At 45.4% G+C, this 18,605-nt stretch carries 20 protein-coding genes; 10 read left to right on the forward strand and 10 right to left on the reverse strand.

From position 1 onward, the window contains the following. Nucleotides 1–3: 3 nt before the first annotated feature. The gene (locus FVR03_RS02600) at nucleotides 4–2,526 is read right to left on the reverse strand and encodes an Ig-like domain-containing protein (protein ID WP_147920203.1); all 2,523 of its coding nucleotides are present in this window, start codon (nucleotides 2,524–2,526) and stop codon (nucleotides 4–6) included. 834 nt (nucleotides 2,527–3,360) lie between these two features. On the opposite strand from FVR03_RS02600, the gene FVR03_RS02605 reads away from it, so the two are divergent. Beyond that, a complete protein-coding gene (locus FVR03_RS02605; protein ID WP_147920204.1) occupies nucleotides 3,361–3,690 on the forward strand; it encodes a DUF6122 family protein in 330 nt (109 codons plus the stop codon). Nucleotides 3,691–4,442: 752 nt separating this feature from the next. On the opposite strand, the gene FVR03_RS02610 is transcribed toward FVR03_RS02605, so the two are convergent. The 4 genes from FVR03_RS02610 to FVR03_RS02625 all read right to left on the reverse strand — a co-directional run bounded on the left by FVR03_RS02610 (nucleotide 4,443) and on the right by FVR03_RS02625 (nucleotide 6,985). Next, nucleotides 4,443–4,793 carry a hypothetical protein gene (locus FVR03_RS02610; protein ID WP_147920205.1) on the reverse strand — a complete coding sequence of 117 codons (351 nt, stop codon included), beginning with the start codon at nucleotides 4,791–4,793 and terminating at the stop codon, nucleotides 4,443–4,445. A 132-nt stretch (nucleotides 4,794–4,925) separates the two neighbouring features. Beyond that, nucleotides 4,926–5,360, reverse strand: coding sequence for a septal ring lytic transglycosylase RlpA family protein (locus tag FVR03_RS02615; RefSeq protein ID WP_147920206.1), 435 nt, complete (start codon nucleotides 5,358–5,360; stop codon nucleotides 4,926–4,928). Between the two features lie 295 nt (nucleotides 5,361–5,655). Continuing rightward, the gene (locus FVR03_RS02620) at nucleotides 5,656–6,390 is read right to left on the reverse strand and encodes a hypothetical protein (protein WP_147920207.1); all 735 of its coding nucleotides are present in this window, start codon (nucleotides 6,388–6,390) and stop codon (nucleotides 5,656–5,658) included. 124 nt (nucleotides 6,391–6,514) lie between these two features. Continuing rightward, nucleotides 6,515–6,985 (reverse strand): GNAT family N-acetyltransferase, encoded by a 471-nt coding sequence (locus FVR03_RS02625; protein WP_147920208.1) that lies wholly within the window; start codon nucleotides 6,983–6,985, stop codon nucleotides 6,515–6,517. A 721-nt stretch (nucleotides 6,986–7,706) separates the two neighbouring features. On the opposite strand from FVR03_RS02625, the gene FVR03_RS02630 reads away from it, so the two are divergent. The 3 genes from FVR03_RS02630 to FVR03_RS02640 all read left to right on the forward strand — a co-directional run bounded on the left by FVR03_RS02630 (nucleotide 7,707) and on the right by FVR03_RS02640 (nucleotide 8,733). After that, on the forward strand, nucleotides 7,707–7,931 hold the full coding sequence (locus FVR03_RS02630) for a hypothetical protein (protein ID WP_147920209.1): 225 nt from the start codon (nucleotides 7,707–7,709) through the stop codon (nucleotides 7,929–7,931). A gap of 127 nt (nucleotides 7,932–8,058) precedes the next feature. Then, nucleotides 8,059–8,238, forward strand: coding sequence for a hypothetical protein (locus tag FVR03_RS02635; protein WP_147920210.1), 180 nt, complete (start codon nucleotides 8,059–8,061; stop codon nucleotides 8,236–8,238). Between the two features lie 237 nt (nucleotides 8,239–8,475). Then, nucleotides 8,476–8,733 carry a hypothetical protein gene (locus tag FVR03_RS02640; RefSeq protein WP_147920211.1) on the forward strand — a complete coding sequence of 86 codons (258 nt, stop codon included), beginning with the start codon at nucleotides 8,476–8,478 and terminating at the stop codon, nucleotides 8,731–8,733. Nucleotides 8,734–8,818: 85 nt separating this feature from the next. Here FVR03_RS02640 and FVR03_RS02645 read toward each other — a convergent pair whose 3' ends face one another. After that, a complete protein-coding gene (locus FVR03_RS02645) occupies nucleotides 8,819–9,205 on the reverse strand; it encodes an Hsp20/alpha crystallin family protein (RefSeq protein ID WP_147920212.1) in 387 nt (128 codons plus the stop codon). A gap of 449 nt (nucleotides 9,206–9,654) precedes the next feature. Between FVR03_RS02645 and FVR03_RS02650 the strand changes: the two genes are divergently transcribed. The 4 genes from FVR03_RS02650 to FVR03_RS02665 all read left to right on the forward strand — a co-directional run bounded on the left by FVR03_RS02650 (nucleotide 9,655) and on the right by FVR03_RS02665 (nucleotide 12,269). Beyond that, nucleotides 9,655–10,074: an STAS/SEC14 domain-containing protein gene (locus tag FVR03_RS02650; protein ID WP_147920213.1), complete on the forward strand. Its 420-nt coding sequence runs from the start codon at nucleotides 9,655–9,657 to the stop codon at nucleotides 10,072–10,074. Between the two features lie 407 nt (nucleotides 10,075–10,481). After that, nucleotides 10,482–10,907: a hypothetical protein gene (locus tag FVR03_RS02655; RefSeq protein WP_255474033.1), complete on the forward strand. Its 426-nt coding sequence runs from the start codon at nucleotides 10,482–10,484 to the stop codon at nucleotides 10,905–10,907. A 345-nt stretch (nucleotides 10,908–11,252) separates the two neighbouring features. Further along, nucleotides 11,253–11,561: a Dabb family protein gene (locus FVR03_RS02660; protein WP_187270018.1), complete on the forward strand. Its 309-nt coding sequence runs from the start codon at nucleotides 11,253–11,255 to the stop codon at nucleotides 11,559–11,561. A 93-nt stretch (nucleotides 11,562–11,654) separates the two neighbouring features. Continuing rightward, nucleotides 11,655–12,269 carry a transposase gene (locus FVR03_RS02665; RefSeq protein ID WP_147920215.1) on the forward strand — a complete coding sequence of 205 codons (615 nt, stop codon included), beginning with the start codon at nucleotides 11,655–11,657 and terminating at the stop codon, nucleotides 12,267–12,269. Nucleotides 12,270–12,434: 165 nt separating this feature from the next. Here FVR03_RS02665 and FVR03_RS02670 read toward each other — a convergent pair whose 3' ends face one another. Then, on the reverse strand, nucleotides 12,435–14,816 hold the full coding sequence (locus tag FVR03_RS02670; RefSeq protein WP_147920216.1) for a ribonucleoside-diphosphate reductase subunit alpha: 2,382 nt from the start codon (nucleotides 14,814–14,816) through the stop codon (nucleotides 12,435–12,437). A 331-nt stretch (nucleotides 14,817–15,147) separates the two neighbouring features. After that, nucleotides 15,148–16,107 carry a ribonucleoside-diphosphate reductase small subunit gene (locus FVR03_RS02675; protein ID WP_147920217.1) on the reverse strand — a complete coding sequence of 320 codons (960 nt, stop codon included), beginning with the start codon at nucleotides 16,105–16,107 and terminating at the stop codon, nucleotides 15,148–15,150. Nucleotides 16,108–16,757: 650 nt separating this feature from the next. Here FVR03_RS02675 and rplU point away from each other — a divergent pair. Together rplU and rpmA are read left to right on the forward strand one after the other, a co-directional pair. Next, nucleotides 16,758–17,066 carry a 50S ribosomal protein L21 gene (gene rplU, locus FVR03_RS02680; protein WP_147920218.1) on the forward strand — a complete coding sequence of 103 codons (309 nt, stop codon included), beginning with the start codon at nucleotides 16,758–16,760 and terminating at the stop codon, nucleotides 17,064–17,066. A 76-nt stretch (nucleotides 17,067–17,142) separates the two neighbouring features. Next, nucleotides 17,143–17,412: a 50S ribosomal protein L27 gene (rpmA, locus tag FVR03_RS02685; protein ID WP_147920219.1), complete on the forward strand. Its 270-nt coding sequence runs from the start codon at nucleotides 17,143–17,145 to the stop codon at nucleotides 17,410–17,412. 235 nt (nucleotides 17,413–17,647) lie between these two features. On the opposite strand, the gene FVR03_RS25155 is transcribed toward rpmA, so the two are convergent. Next, entirely contained in the window at nucleotides 17,648–17,944 is a 297-nt protein-coding gene (locus FVR03_RS25155) for a type II toxin-antitoxin system RelE/ParE family toxin (protein ID WP_147920220.1), read from the reverse strand. Next, nucleotides 17,926–18,159 carry a hypothetical protein gene (locus FVR03_RS02695; protein WP_147920221.1) on the reverse strand — a complete coding sequence of 78 codons (234 nt, stop codon included), beginning with the start codon at nucleotides 18,157–18,159 and terminating at the stop codon, nucleotides 17,926–17,928. The genes FVR03_RS25155 and FVR03_RS02695 overlap by 19 nt, the downstream gene beginning before the upstream one ends. Between the last annotated feature and the right edge of the window lie 446 nt (nucleotides 18,160–18,605).

Below are 18,605 nucleotides of genomic sequence, written 5' to 3' on the forward strand. Positions count from 1 at the left end.
TCATTATCTGATAATTGTCACGTTGCCAGAGATTGGCCTCTCTGAGCTGTTGAGGTAAATAATATAGTAGTAGGTGGCCACTGGCAGTTCGGAGCCTTTGTAGGTGCCGTCCCAAGGTATGCCATAACCGGTTGAGCTGAAGATCAGGTTACCCCAACGGTTAAATACTTCCACGCGGGCATCGGGGTAATTACTTATGTTTTCGATTTCCCAGACTTCGTTTACACCATCGCGGTTAGGCGAGAAGGCATTAGGTGCTTTAATAGCCGGAATAACAGTTACAGTTACCGTATCGGTATCGACACAACCCAGCTCTGTGGTAATTGTCAGAACATAAGTAGTGGTTTCCTGCGGGCGGGCAATCGGGTTACGGATAGCCGGGTTGTTAAGCCCTTCGGCCGGCTCCCAGAGGTAAGTACCATTGGTGCCTGCTCCTGAACCTCGCAACTCAGCAATACGGCCCTGTATAACAGTTATATCGTCTCCGGCATTAGCCTCTGCGTTGGTTACTGTTACATTTACAGGTATGCGCTGGCTGGGGCAGCCTGCACTGTTTACGGCTTCTACATAAATGACTGAGCTACCTTCTCCACGCACTTCAAAGGAGGTGCCTTCGCCGCGTGGGGTGCCTCCGGTGGCTACATCGTACCAGCGGTAAATGAGGCCTGGCTCTGGCAGCACCTGCACCACGGCTACACTATCTAAACAAACCTGTACATCTCTGCCACCTTGCACAGCAGGCGTTCTGGGCGATTCCTGTACATTTATTTCAACTACGTTAGAAGGAAGTTCGCAATCGCCGGATGTTACCACTCTTCTGAACCAGGACCTGCGCGAGAGGTTGGTTACCTGATAATCTTGTTCTATATTGGTGCCCGGAGCTGCACTAAAACCGGTAGAGTCGCTGGAGGTGCTTACCTGCCAGAGGTAAGTGTAGCCGGAGTCGCTGTTGCCCAGTATAAAAAAGCTACCCTGGCCGGAGCACACGTTGCCGCTGTTGTCTGGCTCAATTACGTTCTGGATCGGTGGCGTAACGGTTATGTTCAGCTCGGCGTACTCGTCGCTGAGGCAGCCGATCTGGTTTATGGAGCGCACATAATAGGTGGTGCTGTTGGCAGGAGCTGGTATGGTTAAAACCAGTCCCGGAGGTGCCACGGGCGTTGTTGTATTGTTAGGCGAATCGAACACCACATAGCCTGGGCCACCGCCTGTTGGCCTTACGGTTATAACACCGCCTTCGCAGGAGCTTACGTTGGGGTTGGCAATTACAGGCCGGCCTGGAATGGCAAAGATAGTTACCCTTTGCGGTTGAGGCGCCTGCGGCTGATCGCTGTTGCCGCACTCGTTCGTGACCCGTGCGCTTACGGTGTAGGTGCCTGGATTAGGAAAGTTAATAGATGGAGCCTCCTCGGTAGAAACCAGGTTGCCGTTCACAAACCATTCGTAAGAAACGGTGTTCCCGAAATTTGGATCTATCTGGACCCCGCTCGACTGATTGTACACAATAGTTGTATCGCCACAGGCCTGAATTTCGGCTGGCAGCTGCACCGATGGCCAGCCAACAATAAAGCTCTGCTCAGTGGTGTCGCGGCCGCAGCCATTCGACACGATAAGCTGAATCTGGAACTGCCCAGGTATTTCGAACCGCACCCCCAGCGTATCCTGATCGAGGCCGCCATATACAATTTCCCAGCCGCCTATATTGCCCTGATCCAGTACCTCCCACTCGTAGGTTAAGCCTGCTCCGCTGGAACTATCGCCCACCGATACAATAACAGGCGTACAGCTTTGTGGTGTACCTTCGGGCTGCTTATCGAGGGTGAAATGGGCTTTCGGGTTTTGGGTATAGTTGAACACCTGCTCAAAGGTGGCAGGGCATCTGTTCGGGTCTGAGCTGGTGCTGGTAATTCTAATGGTATAGCTCCCGAACTCGCTGTAGGTGGGGCTCTCTAACGGAAAATCGGCCGGGGATTTGCGTTCTACAGCGCCTCCATTTCCCCAATCTACCAAATAGCCATCTACTACAGCCAGGTACTCCGGCGCGGTGGTGTTTACAATTGTAAAGGTAGTATCTGTAGCGGTTACGCTATCGGGCACGCATATCTGGAAATTTTGATCAGTATCTTCATCAGCAAACGATATTTCCGGTGTCTGCCGCACATACACAGTGCGCTCAAAAGGGTCAGAATCAACGTTATTGGCGGTGGCTCTAACCGAAACTGTAAAAGGCTTCGCATCAAGGTCTACACCAGGCTGGTTATACGCGTGTTTAATAGTAGTGCCAAACCGGATAGGGGAGTCATCGCCAAAGTTCCAGGAGTAGACGGTACCTGCTTCCGGGGCAGTAATGGCAAACTCTATGGTATCTCCAGAGCAGACACCTTGTGCCGGATCCGTTGCTCTGGGAGGGCTTATGACCTGAAAATTGGGCGGATCAACAACAAGGGTTTCTGCTACCAACTGCACCACAGCTGTAAGCATCAGCAACAAAAGTAAATAAACAGGCTTAGGTAATAGTAAGCGCATCAGGCCAGAATTAAAGATTGAATTATAAGCTGCAACGATTCCATAACGCTGAATTGAAGAAATTATGATGGTCCTGAAACAAAGAATCTAATGCTCTTACCTGGCTGCTAACCCTCTTGATTTCAGTTTATTACAATTCCGTATTTCAGGCATAAAATAATTGCACGTACTTTCTGTTAAGCAATACTAATTTAATGAAACTTTAAGTATGCACGCTTACGTGCGCACAGGCCTCACTACCAGAGGCAAAAATTATGAAATTTTGGCCGTATTAGCAACATCTTTAAAAGCAGAGGCCTTTTTACTGCAATTTTTTACAAGTTCCTGCCTATAAATCAGGCTCCTGCCACACATAACTACCAGCCAATACATGGGTTAATTTCTTGAGTCCGAAGTTCAGCGTCCGGAGTATAAAATAAGAATAGTGCACAACGGCAGCACCCCCGGCTGCTTTTCACCAGAGGTTGCCACGACTGGCGCAGCAATGGCACTACATTATCTGGCTGCAGGCGCTCAGCTTCGTTGCCGGGCAAAGGTGCCACGTTATAGCTTGCCTGCGCCACAAATTATTCTAATGATTTTGCCCTTCCAACAGAAAAACAGGCAAAAATGGCCAAGGGTTCTCCAAGGGCTCTGGGCTAGTGGTGCTTATTTTATAAGCTGGCACCCGTTCAATTATTAGAATGAAAATAGCCTTCAGAAGGGTTTGAAGCACATTTCCTGTCAAGGGTTCGATAAACCAGAGCTGTTTTTTGCTGTTCTGGCAGGGCTGCTACTCAACGGTAAACAAAAGAGCCCCTGCTGCAGTATGTAAACCCACAGCAAAAACCACAGATGATACCTTTAAGCTTTTTACTACATCTTTTCCTGCACGTAGCCGTACCGCTGGCTGTTGCCTGGCTTTTTTACCGCGAACAATGGCAACGGGCCACCCTGCTGATGCTGGCTGGCCTGCTCATCGACCTCGACCACCTGGCCGCTACTCCCATTGTAGATCCGGACCGTTGCAGCGTGGGGTATCATTTTCTGCATAGCTACTGGTTAAGTGCCGTGTATGTAGTGCTTGCCATTATTCCTAAAACCAGGCTTATCGGGTTAGGGCTCGTTATTCATATTGTACTCGACACACTGGAGTGCCTGAAGCAGGGTAACCTGAACTGGTAGCCAGTTCTCGAAAAGCCGTCATGCCATTTGGCTGAAAATCGCCGTTCCCCATCGTTGAGAGCACATAACCCGCAAAGTAATATCTTTCCCAGGAACGTGTAACTTCATCTGACTTACTAATAAGTACAGAGTCGGGTGCAGACTCGAGTAGCAGAAAGAACCCAATCCTAAACCTCAGCACCCACATCACGAATATAATCATCAGGATTAAGTAGCCAGCATGTGGCAGCAGGCTCGATTTTCTGTTACCTCCTGCCAGTTTTAAAAATACCTTCCAGATGATATTCGAAACAGCATTGATGATAAACCCACCTCCCTGCAGTGAGAACGTTGTTTTTTGATAATACCCTGCAAAATGATGCCTAGCAATAAGACATCACCAATCTACGCTATCCTATGTTTTACTTCGTAAGAGGGTATATCTCTCCCCAAAAAAAGCTCGTGCAAGCATCCCTTTTTTCAGCATCAATAACTCCCTTAGCTCCAAAAAGTTTTTGAAACAGAAAGCGAATGCCGTTGGGGCGCAGGTTAACAGCAGAAGGAGTATTTCCGGAGTTACCCGTTTACGCATGCATGCGTAAACGGGTAACTCCGGACACAGCAGCGTACTCTCAGTAAACAGCTTAACCTAACAGGAGGAGGCTTTAGGCTGCCTGCCCTCCTGTAAAAGAAGATTAACCTGGGCAGCCTATTTTGGGGCATAAAAAAAGGCCTTCTAGAGGCCTTACAAGTGATTTGTGCCGAAGCAGCTACTAAATGATGGTAGAGAGCAAGGTAGCCACCAAACCTTTAACGGCTATAAGCAAAGGTGCTGCAGGAGCGGCTGTGGCCTTGTCATCGTCGTTGTCGGCATCTGAAGCCATCATGTCTTTAAAATAAGTAATAGGGCTTTCTAATGCTTCTGCATCTAGTACCGACCTTTGTTGCGACTTAGCAGCAGGTTTGCTGCAGGTGGCCAGTCTCTCGTGGCAGGCTTCGAGGTTACAGGTTACGGTGGCAGGGGTATTTAACCGGGCAGATGCCAGAGGAGATGCCAATGCCGAAACTAACAGCAACAGCAACACTGGCATAACATATCGATTAAGTTTCTCTGCGTAGTTCATGCTCAAATTTACATTCAAATTTTGAATAAAACAAACCTAATTAGGACATTTCTAGGAAATATATAATTTCCTAAATCTGCAACTATTTGGCTGTGCGGTACATCTTTAACAGTTAAAGCGGGCACAGTTGTACTACCTGGGGCTGGCAGCACGCACTACTTTAACTTTAACCGGCACCACACCTGCCTGCACCGAGTTTAGCCGATTTGCAGCACTCCCCGACAAATCTATTATCCGGCCTTTTACAAATGGACCGCGGTCTGTTATGGTCACTTTCACAGTTTTGTTCGATTTGAGGTTTGTAACCTTTACTCTGGTGCCAAACGGCAACGTACGGTGCGCGGCTGTAAGTTTGTTGTGCCGGTAAGGCTGTCCGTTTGCCATTTTACGCCCCTGAAGCTTTTTGCTGTAGTACGATGCCTGCCCCTCTTCGGTGTAGCCGCGCTGCCCAAACTGAGCTGTGCTGGTAGCGCAAGAAGCCATTCCGGTGAGGAGCAGTCCGCTTATAAACCAGGTGGCGCTTTTTTGTACTGCGCGTGCAGCTAAACCTGCAAATGTTTTCTTCATGTTAGCGTAACGTAGGTAAGGGCTCTCATTTTATAATCAAGTTTCCAATTATTCAAATGAAAAGAGCCTTCCAACGCATATTAGATAAAATTTAGCCAAGGGTGCGCCAGGCAGTTTTGTTCTCTTGTACCCTTGTCAACAGCATACTACCTGCCTCTACTATTCATAGAAACCTACTATTGCGACCGCTCACTGTAATACCTCCTTCAGGTGCAGGAACTGCACAGGCAGCCGCCACACAACCACAGATCAGGTGCCTGCACAGTTCTCCATATTATTGTTGCAGCCCAACCGGTTAATTCCTGATTTCGTAATTATAAACTTCCATTGCCTGCTGTAGCTTGTCTTTCTGGAAGAGTTGTATAATAAAAGGAGTTACAATAAGAGCGGCACCACCATACACAGCCGGCGATATACTGGGCACTCCACCGTTCTGGGAGCTATTAGCAGACGAGATAGCACCATAGGCCAATACACCTGCACCTGCTATAGACATACCCGTATGAATAATTTTATTTCTGCGGTACTGCTTTAACAATGCCATGCTGGAAGCATTGTCGGAAAGGGCTTGCTGCAGGTTGTTGTAATTGTACTCATACAACGGACCATAGTCTTTAGAGAAATAATACAGGCGCCGCCGGCTGTGGCCTGGCATACCCATTCCGTAGCCATAAGCCCCATAGTTGTAGTAATTTCGGGTGGAATAAAATTTAGATAACCGTGGCCCTTCGCTGATACGTTTGGCAAAGGCATCGGTATTGCTGCCCGGAGCTATTCGGGTAAAGTAGCCCTGGTTGTTCTGGTAAGTATCCACTATCTCGATGTTGTACTGCAGGCTGTCGTCCAGCAAAAAGTAGTCTGATTTAAAGATCGGGGATTTGATTTGCACCTTGTTGGCATACACTACCTCTCCGTTTCGGAGCTGCACAAAATACTGCCGGGGCTGGCCTAAGGTGCTCTGTGCCTCTACTTTAAGGCTTATAACCAGCAGCAAAAAGCCAAGACAGAGTATATTTTTAAGATAATTCATGAAACTATAATAAGTAAAATGATACAAATAACGCTACTACTACCTGCTCCTATTACTTGTAGCAGGACATAAACTGTACAAAACTCATACCAATACAGCACCTCCAGTAACAGTTGCTCTTACTTTACAAATCTGCCGCTATTGTTTTGTAGAAGTGGTAACTCTTTATGTGGTACCCTTCACGAAAGTAGAATTTATGCGCAGCACTGTTAGGCACGTAAGCATCCAGCATAATGGTGTCGCATTGGTGCGCGCGCGCCTCCTGCTCCATCCAGTCAGAGAGAGCTTTACCCAAACCACCTGAGCGGTGTGTAGCGTCTATCACAAAGTTATCTACTTCCAGGTATTTTCCGCTGTATAGTTTTGTATTGATCCAGAAACCTGATAAGCCCACACATGCATCTGCTACAAACACACCAACCATGCGGTAGCCATTTGGCAGCATTTGCGCCAGAAGCTGCGCATAACGGCTCTTGCTCATTGCCGGATTTAGTTGTGCTATCAGGTGGAACTGCTCCAGCATGGCTCCAATACCTTGTATTTCCTGAATCTGGTAAGGAGCTTTTGGTTTGCTTGCTACGTTATCTGGCTTCATACATTAGGGCAAATAAATGGTACAGGCCCTGACAGGCAGCTCAAAATTAAGATTTCTATTTATACCAGCCCTATTCTACTGGAGCTAATACCAGCACTTTTAGTCACAAATATGTGCAACAATTTAAAAAGCATCACTTTAGGCACCTGCTTCCGGTCTGCCTCATCCTATTCCAAACAGAGGAGCTCAGGATGATGTATGGGCTTCATGACTCAGCACACCTACCTTTTTGAGATATAAACTTTACGTTAATTTATCAGGCGTTAGAAATAAAGATTTCTTCTTACTTACAGCTTTAAGGTAACCAGGAAATATAAGCAAATCATGAAGCGGCACAGAAAGCGGCTTAGCAGCCTATTTTATGTTGCAGCAACCGTTGCTACAGCTACCTTCATTCACATACTTATCGTGCTGAAATAAGCGAGAAGAAGGTACTTCAGCAAGCACCCTTATTTTATACAGTACAGGATCTATAGTATTGATTATCAAATTGAATTAAATAAAATAGCGTTTAAACATTTGATTCCGTAGAACAAGAAAGGCCGCTTGAGGAGAAGGAGAAGCCACATAGCAAAAGTACTATATCAGCAGCATCAGCATACTTTTATAAACTTCTGAATATCAGTAATGTAATTTTTAAAAGAATATATTTGCAACTTACTAATATAGTGAAACAATGCAACCCTCAAACAGCGTTTAAACAGTATTAAGTAGTTGAATTATGAAATTAAGAAAAAATATTGGTTTAGATTATTTTAAGTTTGGCAAGGGCGAGCCTCGTAAAATCTATAGCATAGGTTACGAAGATCTTACGACGCTAATCTACTACCAAGATAAAGATAATAAATACTACCTGGTAATTGCCAAGGAAGATGACAAGCCGTTGGTGCTCGAAAAGAAAATAACAAGAGCCCAGGCATTTAGATTAATGAATACCCGCCCCTAGTAGCGGGTATTTTTTTTACCTCTTTCCCCGTAGTTCCTCCTGCTCCAGTCTTTACGTTCCACGCCTTCTCCTGCCTTAACCGAAACAACCTGTAGCCAAGCCTGGGCACGCACCGTAGTAGTACTGTATGAAAAAGCGAAACAACTACTACACCATAGCTTTTGCCGGGGCAGCTATTACTCTTGCCGCTCAACTTATAGCAGCCTTTACCATCGATCCTTATCTGGCCGCTGTATTTACACCCTTCTACTCTGTCTGGCTTATTCTGCTGGTAGTTGGCTGGCGCAAAGACCACCCCCAACGCTAGCTTCTCAGAAAAGCCCCCCTTGACCAAAATATGCTCATTTTACTTTTGGAGGCTGTTTTCATTAGCACAATTTGATGGGCCGCGGTTTAGGTAAAGGTTGGAGGTCGCACACGTACTCAGTTATGCACACGTCGCTTTAGAGCAGCCAAAGCCTTTCTTGTTTACATCAATTTTCCGGCAAAATGGCACTTTTATAGGTACAATATTGCTATTATAATAATCAAATTGCTGATACTTATGTCTGATGAAAAAATAATGGCCGACACCAGCTATGTAGAACACATGTTTCTGCAGGTAGAAAGCAGTGATGCCGTTTGCGTATTGAACATAGCCGGGCACCCTTACCGGCTCCGTGAGTTGATTTTTATGATGATCGAAAACGGTTGCCGTGTTATGAAGACCACAGCCGATAGCTACAACACGTTTTCGTTCGACAAAGAGAGGGTGGAAGTATATGATTACCTCACTACCATTATAAAAGCGAAGTTTTTGTAGGGCAACTCAGTGCAATTTTAAGAAAGGCGGGAAACGAAGGTAGTATATAACAGAACAGGGTGCCTGATGGAGGCACCCTGTTCTGTTATAGCTGTTGAATTTCAATTTCTTTAGGATACGTTGCCGCATCGTGGTAAGGCAGCTTTATTTGTAGCTGACCATGTTTATGAATTGCCTCGATACGGGTAAGATCTACCTGAGGAGGCAACATATATGTTCTGTTAAAGAGCGGAATAGCCACTTCTGCATCGCCACTGCTGTGCAGCATCGACAAAATAGTGAGCTGGTTATTGTGTAGCACAATCTTAAACGACTTAGAGTCTACACCAGCAGCCCATACCTGAATAGCGGCTCCCTTTCTATGCTTTTTAATATTAACATAGGTTTCACTAACACCACCTCCTATTGTATTAAACAGGTTAATGTGGTGTGCGATGTTGCGTAAAAATTCTTTATCTTTTATCATTTTCATGTCTTCACCTCTTATCTTGTTCAAACATAACAGTGCAAATTAAGTGCCATTTATAAAGAATTATTTTCAGGATAATTTACCTTATTTTACCTCACAGTCATTTTGACTCCTTTTTAATCTCACAATTTAAATCTTAAGCCAATGTGGCAGTATTTCATTCTGCAACTCTATTCTGTTGGTTAACACCATGTTAGCTTACAGAGACAGAAGAGACTGCTGTCTGCTTGCGGTTAAAAATGCACGTATTGCCTGTTTCTGTGAACATGACCTATACCTGTTCGTATAGAAACACAAGGGTCAGGTTATAGTTTTGTTTTTCCGGCAGCTCTTTCAGTAGCAGCTTATATGCTGCTCAATACCTTGTTCATCTTTTAGCGCGGGTTAACATATTATTCTGCACCACATCCTGAAGCTTAAGGTTAAGCAGTTAATGAACCAGATTTTTGCCTATGTCAACTGTATACTTTCAAAACCATGTGGTCACCATTACCTTCGACGAAGAATATAAACTAGGAGAAGCGATTTGGAACGGCTTTCTAAATACTAAAGATTTTAGAGAAGCTACTACTACATGCCTGCAACTGGTTGAGGAGCATCAGCTGTTGAGGTGGCTCGGCGACAACCGTAAAATGAAAGCCATCCGCCCCACTGATCAGGAGTGGTTTGTGGAGCAGATTCTGCCGCAACTGCTTGCTTCTTCGCTACGGCGTAACGCCACTTTAACCTCCGAAGATTTTTTTAATCGCACGGCAGTAGAACAAATTCACCAGAAAGCAACCGGAAAAGGCGAAATGGTCATCAAATCGTTTAGCAGCAAAGCATTGGCGCTGGCCTGGCTCAAAGAACCAATTTCCGAACCGACTTACTAAGAAAACAGACTTTTTAGTGCTGCGCCAGTAGTAGTTCTGTAGCTGCAGGCAACTCGGCTCTACCCGCTTATTTTGTCATTCGTTATAAAGTAGTTCCCATACGATTGGTTTAAACCTATTAGCACATTTTAAGGAAACATTAACAAATACAAGGACATTTATCAGCTTTTACACAAACATCCTCCCAAGATTTAATCAAGTTAAAACTATATATACTGCACCTATTAAAAATTAAGTATTTGCCACCTGCACTTTACCTTATAAATTAATTTTGAGCTTTTACATAATCCAAAAGCTACTTTGTCTAAGTATTTTTGCGGGTTTTCATGTTAACATATTTGGCAAAGATGCAATTGTTATAAGCACGCTATTAATTTATTTTTATATTTGTACTTTTTAGAGTGCTTATGATGAAAGTATATTTCCAGAACAGTTTTGTGAGCCTCGAATATGACAACAATGCTCAGTTGGGCAAAGCTGTTTGGCGAGGACACTTAAGAGGAGCTGAATTAAGAGAAGCCTATTTGCTATCGTTAGACCTGATAGAACGTTTTTACCTGACCAGTTGGTTAGGCGATGATCGCCTGATGCAATCTATTGCACCAGAGGATCTGCAGTGGAGCCTGGATGTGTTTATACCAAGGCTGGTGAATAGTTCGCTTTTACGGCTGGCCCGCCTCCCTTCTTTTTCTGAGACAAACCGCGATGGCATTCGCGAAATGATTATCAGGGGCCATACGTATGATATTAATCTGCGTGTTCGTGATTTTATAGAGGAGCAGGAGGCCCTGAACTGGTTGTTAGAAAAACCCGAAGCACCTTACCACCTATAGCACCTCCCCCTTTACAAGCCCCGACCCTTGAAAGGTTTTTAGAGAAATGCCTTTGGAAGGGGTATTTCATTCGATTAATTTAACACTGCAAGGTTTATCAGCCAGATTTCATAAACTGTGTTTTCTTAAGTTTAAGAAGAAAACTGAAGCCAATTTCTCTCTCAAAGCTTGAAGAGCGCATGTGGTATTGCAAACCTGCTGAATTTTAAGTAACTAGGAGCACAATGCCTTTGCAGCTAACCTACCATCCGCAGCATGAAAATATTTACAAATGCAAGTCTATTGGCGCTGGCTGTCTTGGCGCTCCTTTTATTTTCAGGATGCAACCAAACGCAACAGGAACCTATGCGACACATTGTAGTTTTTAAGTACAAACCCTCTGCTACTCCGGAGCAAATAGAACAGGTAACCAAAGCCTTTGGCGAACTAAAAGATAAAATTCCGGGCATTGTTGTCTTTGAACACGGTGTTAACGACAGCCCCGAAAACAAGAACCTGGGCTTTACGCACGTATACCAGATGACGTTTGAAGATGCAGCCGCCCGCGACACGTATCTGCCTCACCCGGAGCACCAGAAGTTTGGGGAGCTGCTGGGGCAACTCAATATCCTGGAAGATGCCTTTGTAGTTGATTATGCGCCAGTAGGGGAGTAGGAGAGGCTTTTAACGTTTGGCCCAGACACTCGCAGGAGCTGCGCACGCTGCGAGGTCTTCTGGTTGTGGCGACGTTTGCACCGTATAAGGTTTATGCAAAAGTCAGTTTCGTTAGAGCCAAACAAGTATTACCACATTTACACCCGGGGCAATAACAAAGAAACGTTATTCAGGCACCCGGATAACTATCATTTCTTTCTGCAGCTGTACAAGAAATATGCGGCCTCATTTGTCGATACGTTTGCTTATTGTTTGCTGCCTAACCATGTGCATTTTCTGGTGCAGGTGAAGCAGGAAGAAGCCTTGAAGCTACAAGCGGTACCGGAGAATTCAGCTAAACTGATAAGTGTACAGCGACAATTGGCTCATTTGCTTAATGCTTATGCCAACACCATCAATAACCGCTACGACCGGGCTGGCCGCTTATTTCAGCACAGGTTTGGCAGAAAAGAAGTGACTTCCGAAGCCTATTTTACCCGGCTTATCTACTACATTCACTTCAACCCACAGCACCATGGCCTGATCAGTGATTTCAAAGCGTGGCCTTACTCGTCTTACCACAGCATCCTCTCCAAAAGCAAAACTGCCTTGCAGCGGGAAGAGGTGCTAACGTGGTTCGGTGGTCGTGAAGCCTATCAGCAGCAGCACAAGGAGCATGCCAACGACTTCAAAACCATTTCCCCTTTCCTGGAACAAGACGAGCTATAACACGAAGACCTCGCAGCGTGCGCAGCTCCTGCGAGCGTCTGGGGGATTTTCCCTGCACTCAAGTCATTAAGTCTACCCGAATTGAATAATCTCCTATTTTTCATTATTCCTACAAATGAAAAGGGAGGCTAATTAGCCTCCCTTTTCATTTTTCTTATTTTATGCTTAACTACCGCAAGCCTCGCAAGAATCCGGATCATCCAGAGAGCAGGCCATATCGCTTCGATTCTGGTTTTGGTCCTGGTATACTGGCGATAGTGTTTCGGCAGCCTGTTTCTCTACTGTAAACTTGATGGCGTCTACGGCGGCTTTGGTGCGCAGATAGTACATACCGGTTTTCAATCCTTTTTTCCAGGCGTGGAAGTGCATGGAGGTCAGCTTACCGAAGTTTACGTTCATGACGTGCAGGTTCAGCGACTGGCTCTGGCAGATGTAGGCACCACGGTCGGCACTCATATCAATTACTGTACGCTGGCTGATCTCCCAAACCGTTTTGTACAGGTCTTTGATGTTCTGCGGAATATTCGGAATATCTTGTACCGAGCCGTTGGCTGCAATGATGGCATTCTTCATCTTGTCGTTCCAGATACCCAGCCCGATCAGGTCTTTGAGCAGATGCTTGTTTACGACCATAAACTCGCCACTTAGCACACGACGCACATAGATGTTAGAAGTATAAGGCTCAAATGACTCGTTGTTACCCAGAATCTGTGCGGTAGAAGCAGTTGGCATAGGTGCCAGCAGCAGCGAGTTACGAACACCGTGCTCCATAACTTCCTGGCGTAGCTCTTCCCAATCCCAACGGCCAGACTCAGGTGTTACGCCCCACATATCGAACTGGAATCTGCCTTCTGATAGCGGAGAACCTTTAAAGGACTCGTAAGCACCATTCTTCTTCGCCAGGTCTTTAGAGGCCGTCATGGCAGCGAAATAGATCGTCTCGAAAATATCTTTGTTCAGGCCACGCGCTTCTTCGCTCTCGAACGGCATGCGCAGGTGAATAAAGGTATCGGCCATGCCTTGTACACCCAAACCAATAGGGCGGTGGCGCATGTTCGAGTTTCGTGCCTCAGGCACCGGGTAATAGTTTATGTCAATAACCTTGTTCAGGTTTTTGGTAACGTGGTAGGTTACATCAAACAGCTTCTGGTGGTCGAACACCTTATGTCCGTTTTCTTCTTTTACAAAGCGAGGCAGCGCCAGCGATGCCAGGTTACACACGGCAACCTCGTTTTCATCGGTGTACTCCATAATCTCGGTGCAGAGGTTAGAGCTCTTAATGGTGCCCAGGTTCTGCTGGTTGCTCTTGCTGTTAGCGGCATCTTTATACAACATATAAGGAGTACCAGTCTCTATCTGCGATTCCAGCACGGCAAACCACAGGTCTTGTGCTTTCACAGTTTTGCGGGCACGGCCTTCGCGCTCGTATTTTTCGTAGAGGCGTTCAAACTCAACACCCCAGCAATCGGCGAGGCCTGGTGCTTCGTGCGGACAGAACAGGCTCCAGTCGCCGTTCTCTTCCACGCGCTTCATAAACAAGTCTGGTGTCCAGAGGGCATAGAACAAATCGCGGGCACGGTTCTCCTCTTTACCGTGGTTCTTCTTCAGATCCAGGAATTCGAAGATATCGGCGTGCCAGGGCTCCAGGTAAATAGCAAAAGCGCCTTTACGCTTGCCACCACCCTGGTCTACGTAGCGGGCCGTGTCGTTAAACACCTTCAGCATAGGTATAATGCCGTTGCTGGTGCCGTTGGTGCCTTTAATATAAGAGCCAGTCGCACGCACATTGTGGATGCTCAGGCCAATACCACCAGCACTCTGCGAAATCTGTGCGCACTGTTTCAGTGTGTCGTAAATACCCGGAATGCTATCGTCTTTCATGGCCAGCAGGAAGCACGAAGAAAGCTGAGGCTTTGGTGTTCCGGCATTAAAGAGTGTTGGCGTGGCGTGCGTAAACCACTTCTCCGACATCAGGTTGTAGGTTTCGATAGCAGATTCAATATCTTCTTTATGAATACCAACTGCCACGCGCATGAGCATGTGCTGCGGACGCTCTACTATTCTGCCATCCAGGCGCAGCAGGTACGAACGCTCCAGTGTTTTGTAGCCGAAATAGTCGTAGTTATAATCGCGGTCGTAAATAATGGTAGAGTCGAGGGTAGCGGCATGCTTCCTGATAACCTCGTACACATCTTTTGCGATCAGCGAAGCGTTCTCACCAGTTTTCGGATCTACATAGGTGTAGAGGCGTTTCATGGTGTTAGAAAACGACTTGCTGGTAACCTTGTGCAGGTTAGAGATAGCAATTCGTGCTGCCAGCACGGCATAATCGGGGTGCTTGGTGGTAAGCGAGGCAGCTGTTTCAGCAGCCAGGTTATCCAACTCCACGGTGGTTACTCCATCGTAAATGCCGTCAATCACTTTCTTGGCCACCTCAATCGGCGACACATAGTCCATGTTTAAGGCGTAGCACAGCTTCTCGATGCGTGCGGTAATTTTATCGAATTTTACGGATTCGCGACGGCCGTCTCTTTTAACTACTAACATAGCGTATACATTTAGCGGGGGTAAAGGGCCCGAGTTATCAAATAAGTATATGTGTATATAAAGCTCCTGCCGAAGCAGAAGTCGAGGTTTACTTTACACAGCCATACGAGAAAAGCCTCGTAAGCCGTTGGAGTACAAATGTTTATAAGGAAATAAAAATGATTTTGCTATATACGGAGATGCAGATACCTGTCAGACACGGGTGTGGCATCTGAAGCCTGGAACCTGATGCCTGCTCTGGGCAAAAGCATGGTTCTTTGTATAGCTTTTATGGATAACCTGCAGGCACAATGTATGGCTCAAGCCCAATGTGCCTGCAGATTATTATATATTAAAAGTCTTCGTCGAGCGAGAACATCTTTTTATCCTTGTCGCCACCTACACCAGCTTTCTGGTATTCGCCTACACGTTTCTCGAAGAAGTTGGTCTTGCCTTGCAGCGAGATCATTTCCATAAAGTCGAATGGATTGGTGGAGTTGTATACTTTGCTGCAGCCCAGTTCGCCCAGCAGGCGGTCGGCCACAAACTCAATGTACTGGCTCATCAGCTTGGCATTCATCCCGATCAGGTCTACCGGCAGCGCATCGGTTACGAACTCCTGCTCAATAGTTACGGCATCGCGTATAATTTCGTGCACCCGCGCCTCAGGCAGTTTGTTCTCCAGCATCGAGTACAGCAGGCAGGCAAAATCGCAGTGCAAACCTTCGTCGCGGCTTATCAACTCGTTCGAGAAGGTAAGTCCTGGCATCAGGCCACGCTTCTTCATCCAGAAAATAGAGCAGAAAGAACCCGAGAAGAAAATGCCTTCTACAGCAGCGAAAGCAACCAGGCGTTCCGCAAAGTTCTCACTCTCGATCCAGCGCAGGGCCCACTCTCCTTTTTTACCAACGGCCGGCACGGTTTCCAGTGCATTAAACAAGTGGTCTTTCTCTTTCTGGTTTTTTACATAAGTATCTATCAGCAGGGAGTAGGTCTCAGAGTGTATGTTTTCCATCATAATCTGGAAACCATAAAAGCAGCGGGCTTCTGGTATCTGTACCTCATTCATGAAGTTTACGGCCAGGTTCTCGTTCACAATTCCGTCTGATGCAGCAAAGAAAGCCAGCACATGGCTGATAAAGTGCCTTTCGCCATCGTTCAGGTTCTCCCAGTCTTTAATATCCTGCGAAAGATCGATCTCCTCTGCTGTCCAGAAGCTGGCTTCGGCTAACTTATACATCTTCCAAACGGCATCGTGCTGTATCGGGAACAGGACAAAGCGGTTTGGGTTTTCTTTTAGTATTGGCTCCATAAACTCGTAAGCTTTATAGTTAAGGCACCCCTCTTGAGGCGACTTGCCTCGGAGCGCTAGTGATTTTAAAAGGAATAGATGGTTGCCATTTCGGCTACCCTGCTATATCAGGAGTTCAAATATATGGAATAGAACTTGAAATCGGGGGCTAAAGTTTTTCAATTTCTCCACACTTTTTCAACACATTGATTTACTGCTTCTTACACCCCAATAAACAGGTTTATAAACATCTATAATTGTTTATATATTCATGCATGAATGCCTCGATGTTGCACTTTTAAAGTTAAGTCAACTATAAAAAATCCTATATTCATTTAATAAAAGGTTAATGTACCCCGTCAGGGCCCATCCAAAATACAAATTGCTTTGGCAGTTTTGCCGAGCATGCAAACAGAAGCAAACCAGCATAAAACACAACTGTGTGGAAAACCCAAAACTCAAAATATCACTCTATACACCTATTGTTCAGATCGTTACACCCATGTTTCAGATGCCTCAATTTTTCTATCGTGGATTTCAACATCGTTATCCACATAGGTGTGTATAACAGAGGAAAACTTCCATAAAACAAATTAAGGCACAAGTGTTTGCATAATAAAAATTAGCGCCGTACTTTTGCAGACTAAAATTTTAAATATACATTGAAGCTGATGTACGCAATTGTAGAAATCGCAGGTCAACAGACCAAAGTAGAAAACGGCAAGTTTATCTACGCTAGCAAGCTTTCCGGCAACGATGGTGACGCCGTTGAGTTCACCAATGTTCTTCTTACTGATGATAACGGAACAATCACTTTAGGTGCCCCTTTCGTAGACGGCATTAAAGTTACCGGTAAAATCCTTGGCAACGTGAAAGGCGATAAAGTTATCGTATTCAAGAAGAAGAGAAGAAAAGGATACAGAAAGAAGAATGGTCACCGCCAGCACTTCACCAAGGTCCTGATCGAAAGCATTGGGTAAGCAAGTAGTAAGAAGAATTTAATCGTTTCGAAAATTTTCGGGTCTGGCAACAGCCTGAACTAAATAGTTAAAGAAAATGGCACACAAAAAAGGAGCTGGTAGTTCTAACAACGGTCGCGAATCGCATTCTAAACGACTTGGTGTTAAGATTTATGGTGGCCAGGATATCATTGCTGGTAACATCATTGTAAGACAAAGAGGCACTGCGCACCACCCGGGCCAGAACGTAGGTATCGGCAAAGACCATACTTTGTTCGCTCTGGTAGATGGCGTAGTTGAGTTCAGAAAAGGAAGAAAAGATCGTTCTTTCGTATCTGTACTTCCTAAGGTACAAGCAGAAGCTTAATTCCACGCTGCTCCGGCAGTTATAGTATCAGAAAAGGGATGCCGTTCGGTATCCCTTTTCTGTTTTTAACGAGCCCTAACCCTTGGCAATCTATAGCCCAAAATTCTTCTGGAGGCCATTTTCATTAGAATAATTGAGGCAGCTATCGATTAAACCTCACAGTGTCTTCCGGACCTGTGAGCGTTTTGGGGACTATGAAAGCAGGAGCATGCCAAACTGCCGAACAGGCACTGCCTTATAAGTTCAGGCTGGAGAGATTCCTCCGCGAATCCAGAATTCTGACTACTTCGATATGCTTTTCCTGGATCAGGTAAAAAATAAGGTAGTGACTAACTATTCTGATTCTGACATTTCTATAATCTGTTTTCTTACCTGATGCCGGATTTCTGGCCGCACTGTTCAATGCCCTGTCGAACAATCTATCCAACTTCTGGCTATAGGCTTTCGATTTGTTCCTGTTCATCCAGTAATCCAGGATAGCAATTTTGTCCTGAATAGCCTTCAGAGACCATCTTATTTCTTTGCCATCCATTCATTAACAATTTTCCTGGCCTCCTCATCAGAGTATGATCGTCCTTGAGCAAGATCGTGCATGCCTTCATCTATAGCCGCTTTTTGTTCGTCAGTTAACTGGACAGTAGCTTCAGAAAGATTTAGCTCCAAATCAATTATCTCCAGCAATTCCTCCAACACCGACTCATCGTCAATTTGATTGATTCGCTCAATTATTTTCTCCTTCGTTTTCATAGTGTTAATATACGCAATTTCAGATTTAGTGCATGTGCTCCAGATAAACTAGCAGCAGCAAAACCTTCCAGAAGGCGATTTTCATTAGAATAATTGAAGCAGTTATCGATTAAACCTCACAGTGCCTTCCAGACCTGTAAGTGCTTTGGGGAAGCAGAAAAGCCCTAAAATGAAGCATTCCAGTAGATCAAGTCTTCCGTAGCCATTGTGCTTCTTGCTGATGTTCTGGCTAAGACACTCACAGGTCTGGAAGACACTGTGAGGTCTACACCTGCTCTACCTATAAAACCCTCCGGAAGGCCAAATTCATTAGAATAATTCTATTGAAACATCTTATTTATCCTTAAATCAAGGTTCAGACAAAAAAATTTGTGTCCTGTATCTATTTTATTGCAATTTGTTAGCCCTGAAATTTTATTTCCTACAAATATCTCCTTAACTTGCAG

This window comes from Pontibacter qinzhouensis (genome assembly GCF_008017455.1).
Lineage (GTDB): Bacteria > Bacteroidota > Bacteroidia > Cytophagales > Hymenobacteraceae > Pontibacter > Pontibacter qinzhouensis.

Bases quoted from the DNA above. Each gene is read 5' to 3' on its own strand.
- FVR03_RS02600 (WP_147920203.1), bottom strand. From the start codon at position 2,526: ATGCGCTTACTATTACCTAAGCCTGTTTATTTACTTTTGTTGCTGATG.
- FVR03_RS02605 (WP_147920204.1), top strand. From the start codon at position 3,361: ATGATACCTTTAAGCTTTTTACTACATCTTTTCCTGCACGTAGCCGTA.
- FVR03_RS02610 (WP_147920205.1), bottom strand. From the start codon at position 4,793: ATGAACTACGCAGAGAAACTTAATCGATATGTTATGCCAGTGTTGCTG.
- FVR03_RS02615 (WP_147920206.1), bottom strand. From the start codon at position 5,360: ATGAAGAAAACATTTGCAGGTTTAGCTGCACGCGCAGTACAAAAAAGC.
- FVR03_RS02620 (WP_147920207.1), bottom strand. From the start codon at position 6,390: ATGAATTATCTTAAAAATATACTCTGTCTTGGCTTTTTGCTGCTGGTT.
- FVR03_RS02625 (WP_147920208.1), bottom strand. From the start codon at position 6,985: ATGAAGCCAGATAACGTAGCAAGCAAACCAAAAGCTCCTTACCAGATT.
- FVR03_RS02630 (WP_147920209.1), top strand. From the start codon at position 7,707: ATGAAATTAAGAAAAAATATTGGTTTAGATTATTTTAAGTTTGGCAAG.
- FVR03_RS02635 (WP_147920210.1), top strand. From the start codon at position 8,059: ATGAAAAAGCGAAACAACTACTACACCATAGCTTTTGCCGGGGCAGCT.
- FVR03_RS02640 (WP_147920211.1), top strand. From the start codon at position 8,476: ATGTCTGATGAAAAAATAATGGCCGACACCAGCTATGTAGAACACATG.
- FVR03_RS02645 (WP_147920212.1), bottom strand. From the start codon at position 9,205: ATGAAAATGATAAAAGATAAAGAATTTTTACGCAACATCGCACACCAC.
- FVR03_RS02650 (WP_147920213.1), top strand. From the start codon at position 9,655: ATGTCAACTGTATACTTTCAAAACCATGTGGTCACCATTACCTTCGAC.
- FVR03_RS02655 (WP_255474033.1), top strand. From the start codon at position 10,482: ATGATGAAAGTATATTTCCAGAACAGTTTTGTGAGCCTCGAATATGAC.
- FVR03_RS02660 (WP_187270018.1), top strand. From the start codon at position 11,253: ATGCGACACATTGTAGTTTTTAAGTACAAACCCTCTGCTACTCCGGAG.
- FVR03_RS02665 (WP_147920215.1), top strand. From the start codon at position 11,655: ATGCAAAAGTCAGTTTCGTTAGAGCCAAACAAGTATTACCACATTTAC.
- FVR03_RS02670 (WP_147920216.1), bottom strand. From the start codon at position 14,816: ATGTTAGTAGTTAAAAGAGACGGCCGTCGCGAATCCGTAAAATTCGAT.
- FVR03_RS02675 (WP_147920217.1), bottom strand. From the start codon at position 16,107: ATGGAGCCAATACTAAAAGAAAACCCAAACCGCTTTGTCCTGTTCCCG.
- rplU (WP_147920218.1), top strand. From the start codon at position 16,758: ATGTACGCAATTGTAGAAATCGCAGGTCAACAGACCAAAGTAGAAAAC.
- rpmA (WP_147920219.1), top strand. From the start codon at position 17,143: ATGGCACACAAAAAAGGAGCTGGTAGTTCTAACAACGGTCGCGAATCG.
- FVR03_RS25155 (WP_147920220.1), bottom strand. From the start codon at position 17,944: ATGGATGGCAAAGAAATAAGATGGTCTCTGAAGGCTATTCAGGACAAA.
- FVR03_RS02695 (WP_147920221.1), bottom strand. From the start codon at position 18,159: ATGAAAACGAAGGAGAAAATAATTGAGCGAATCAATCAAATTGACGAT.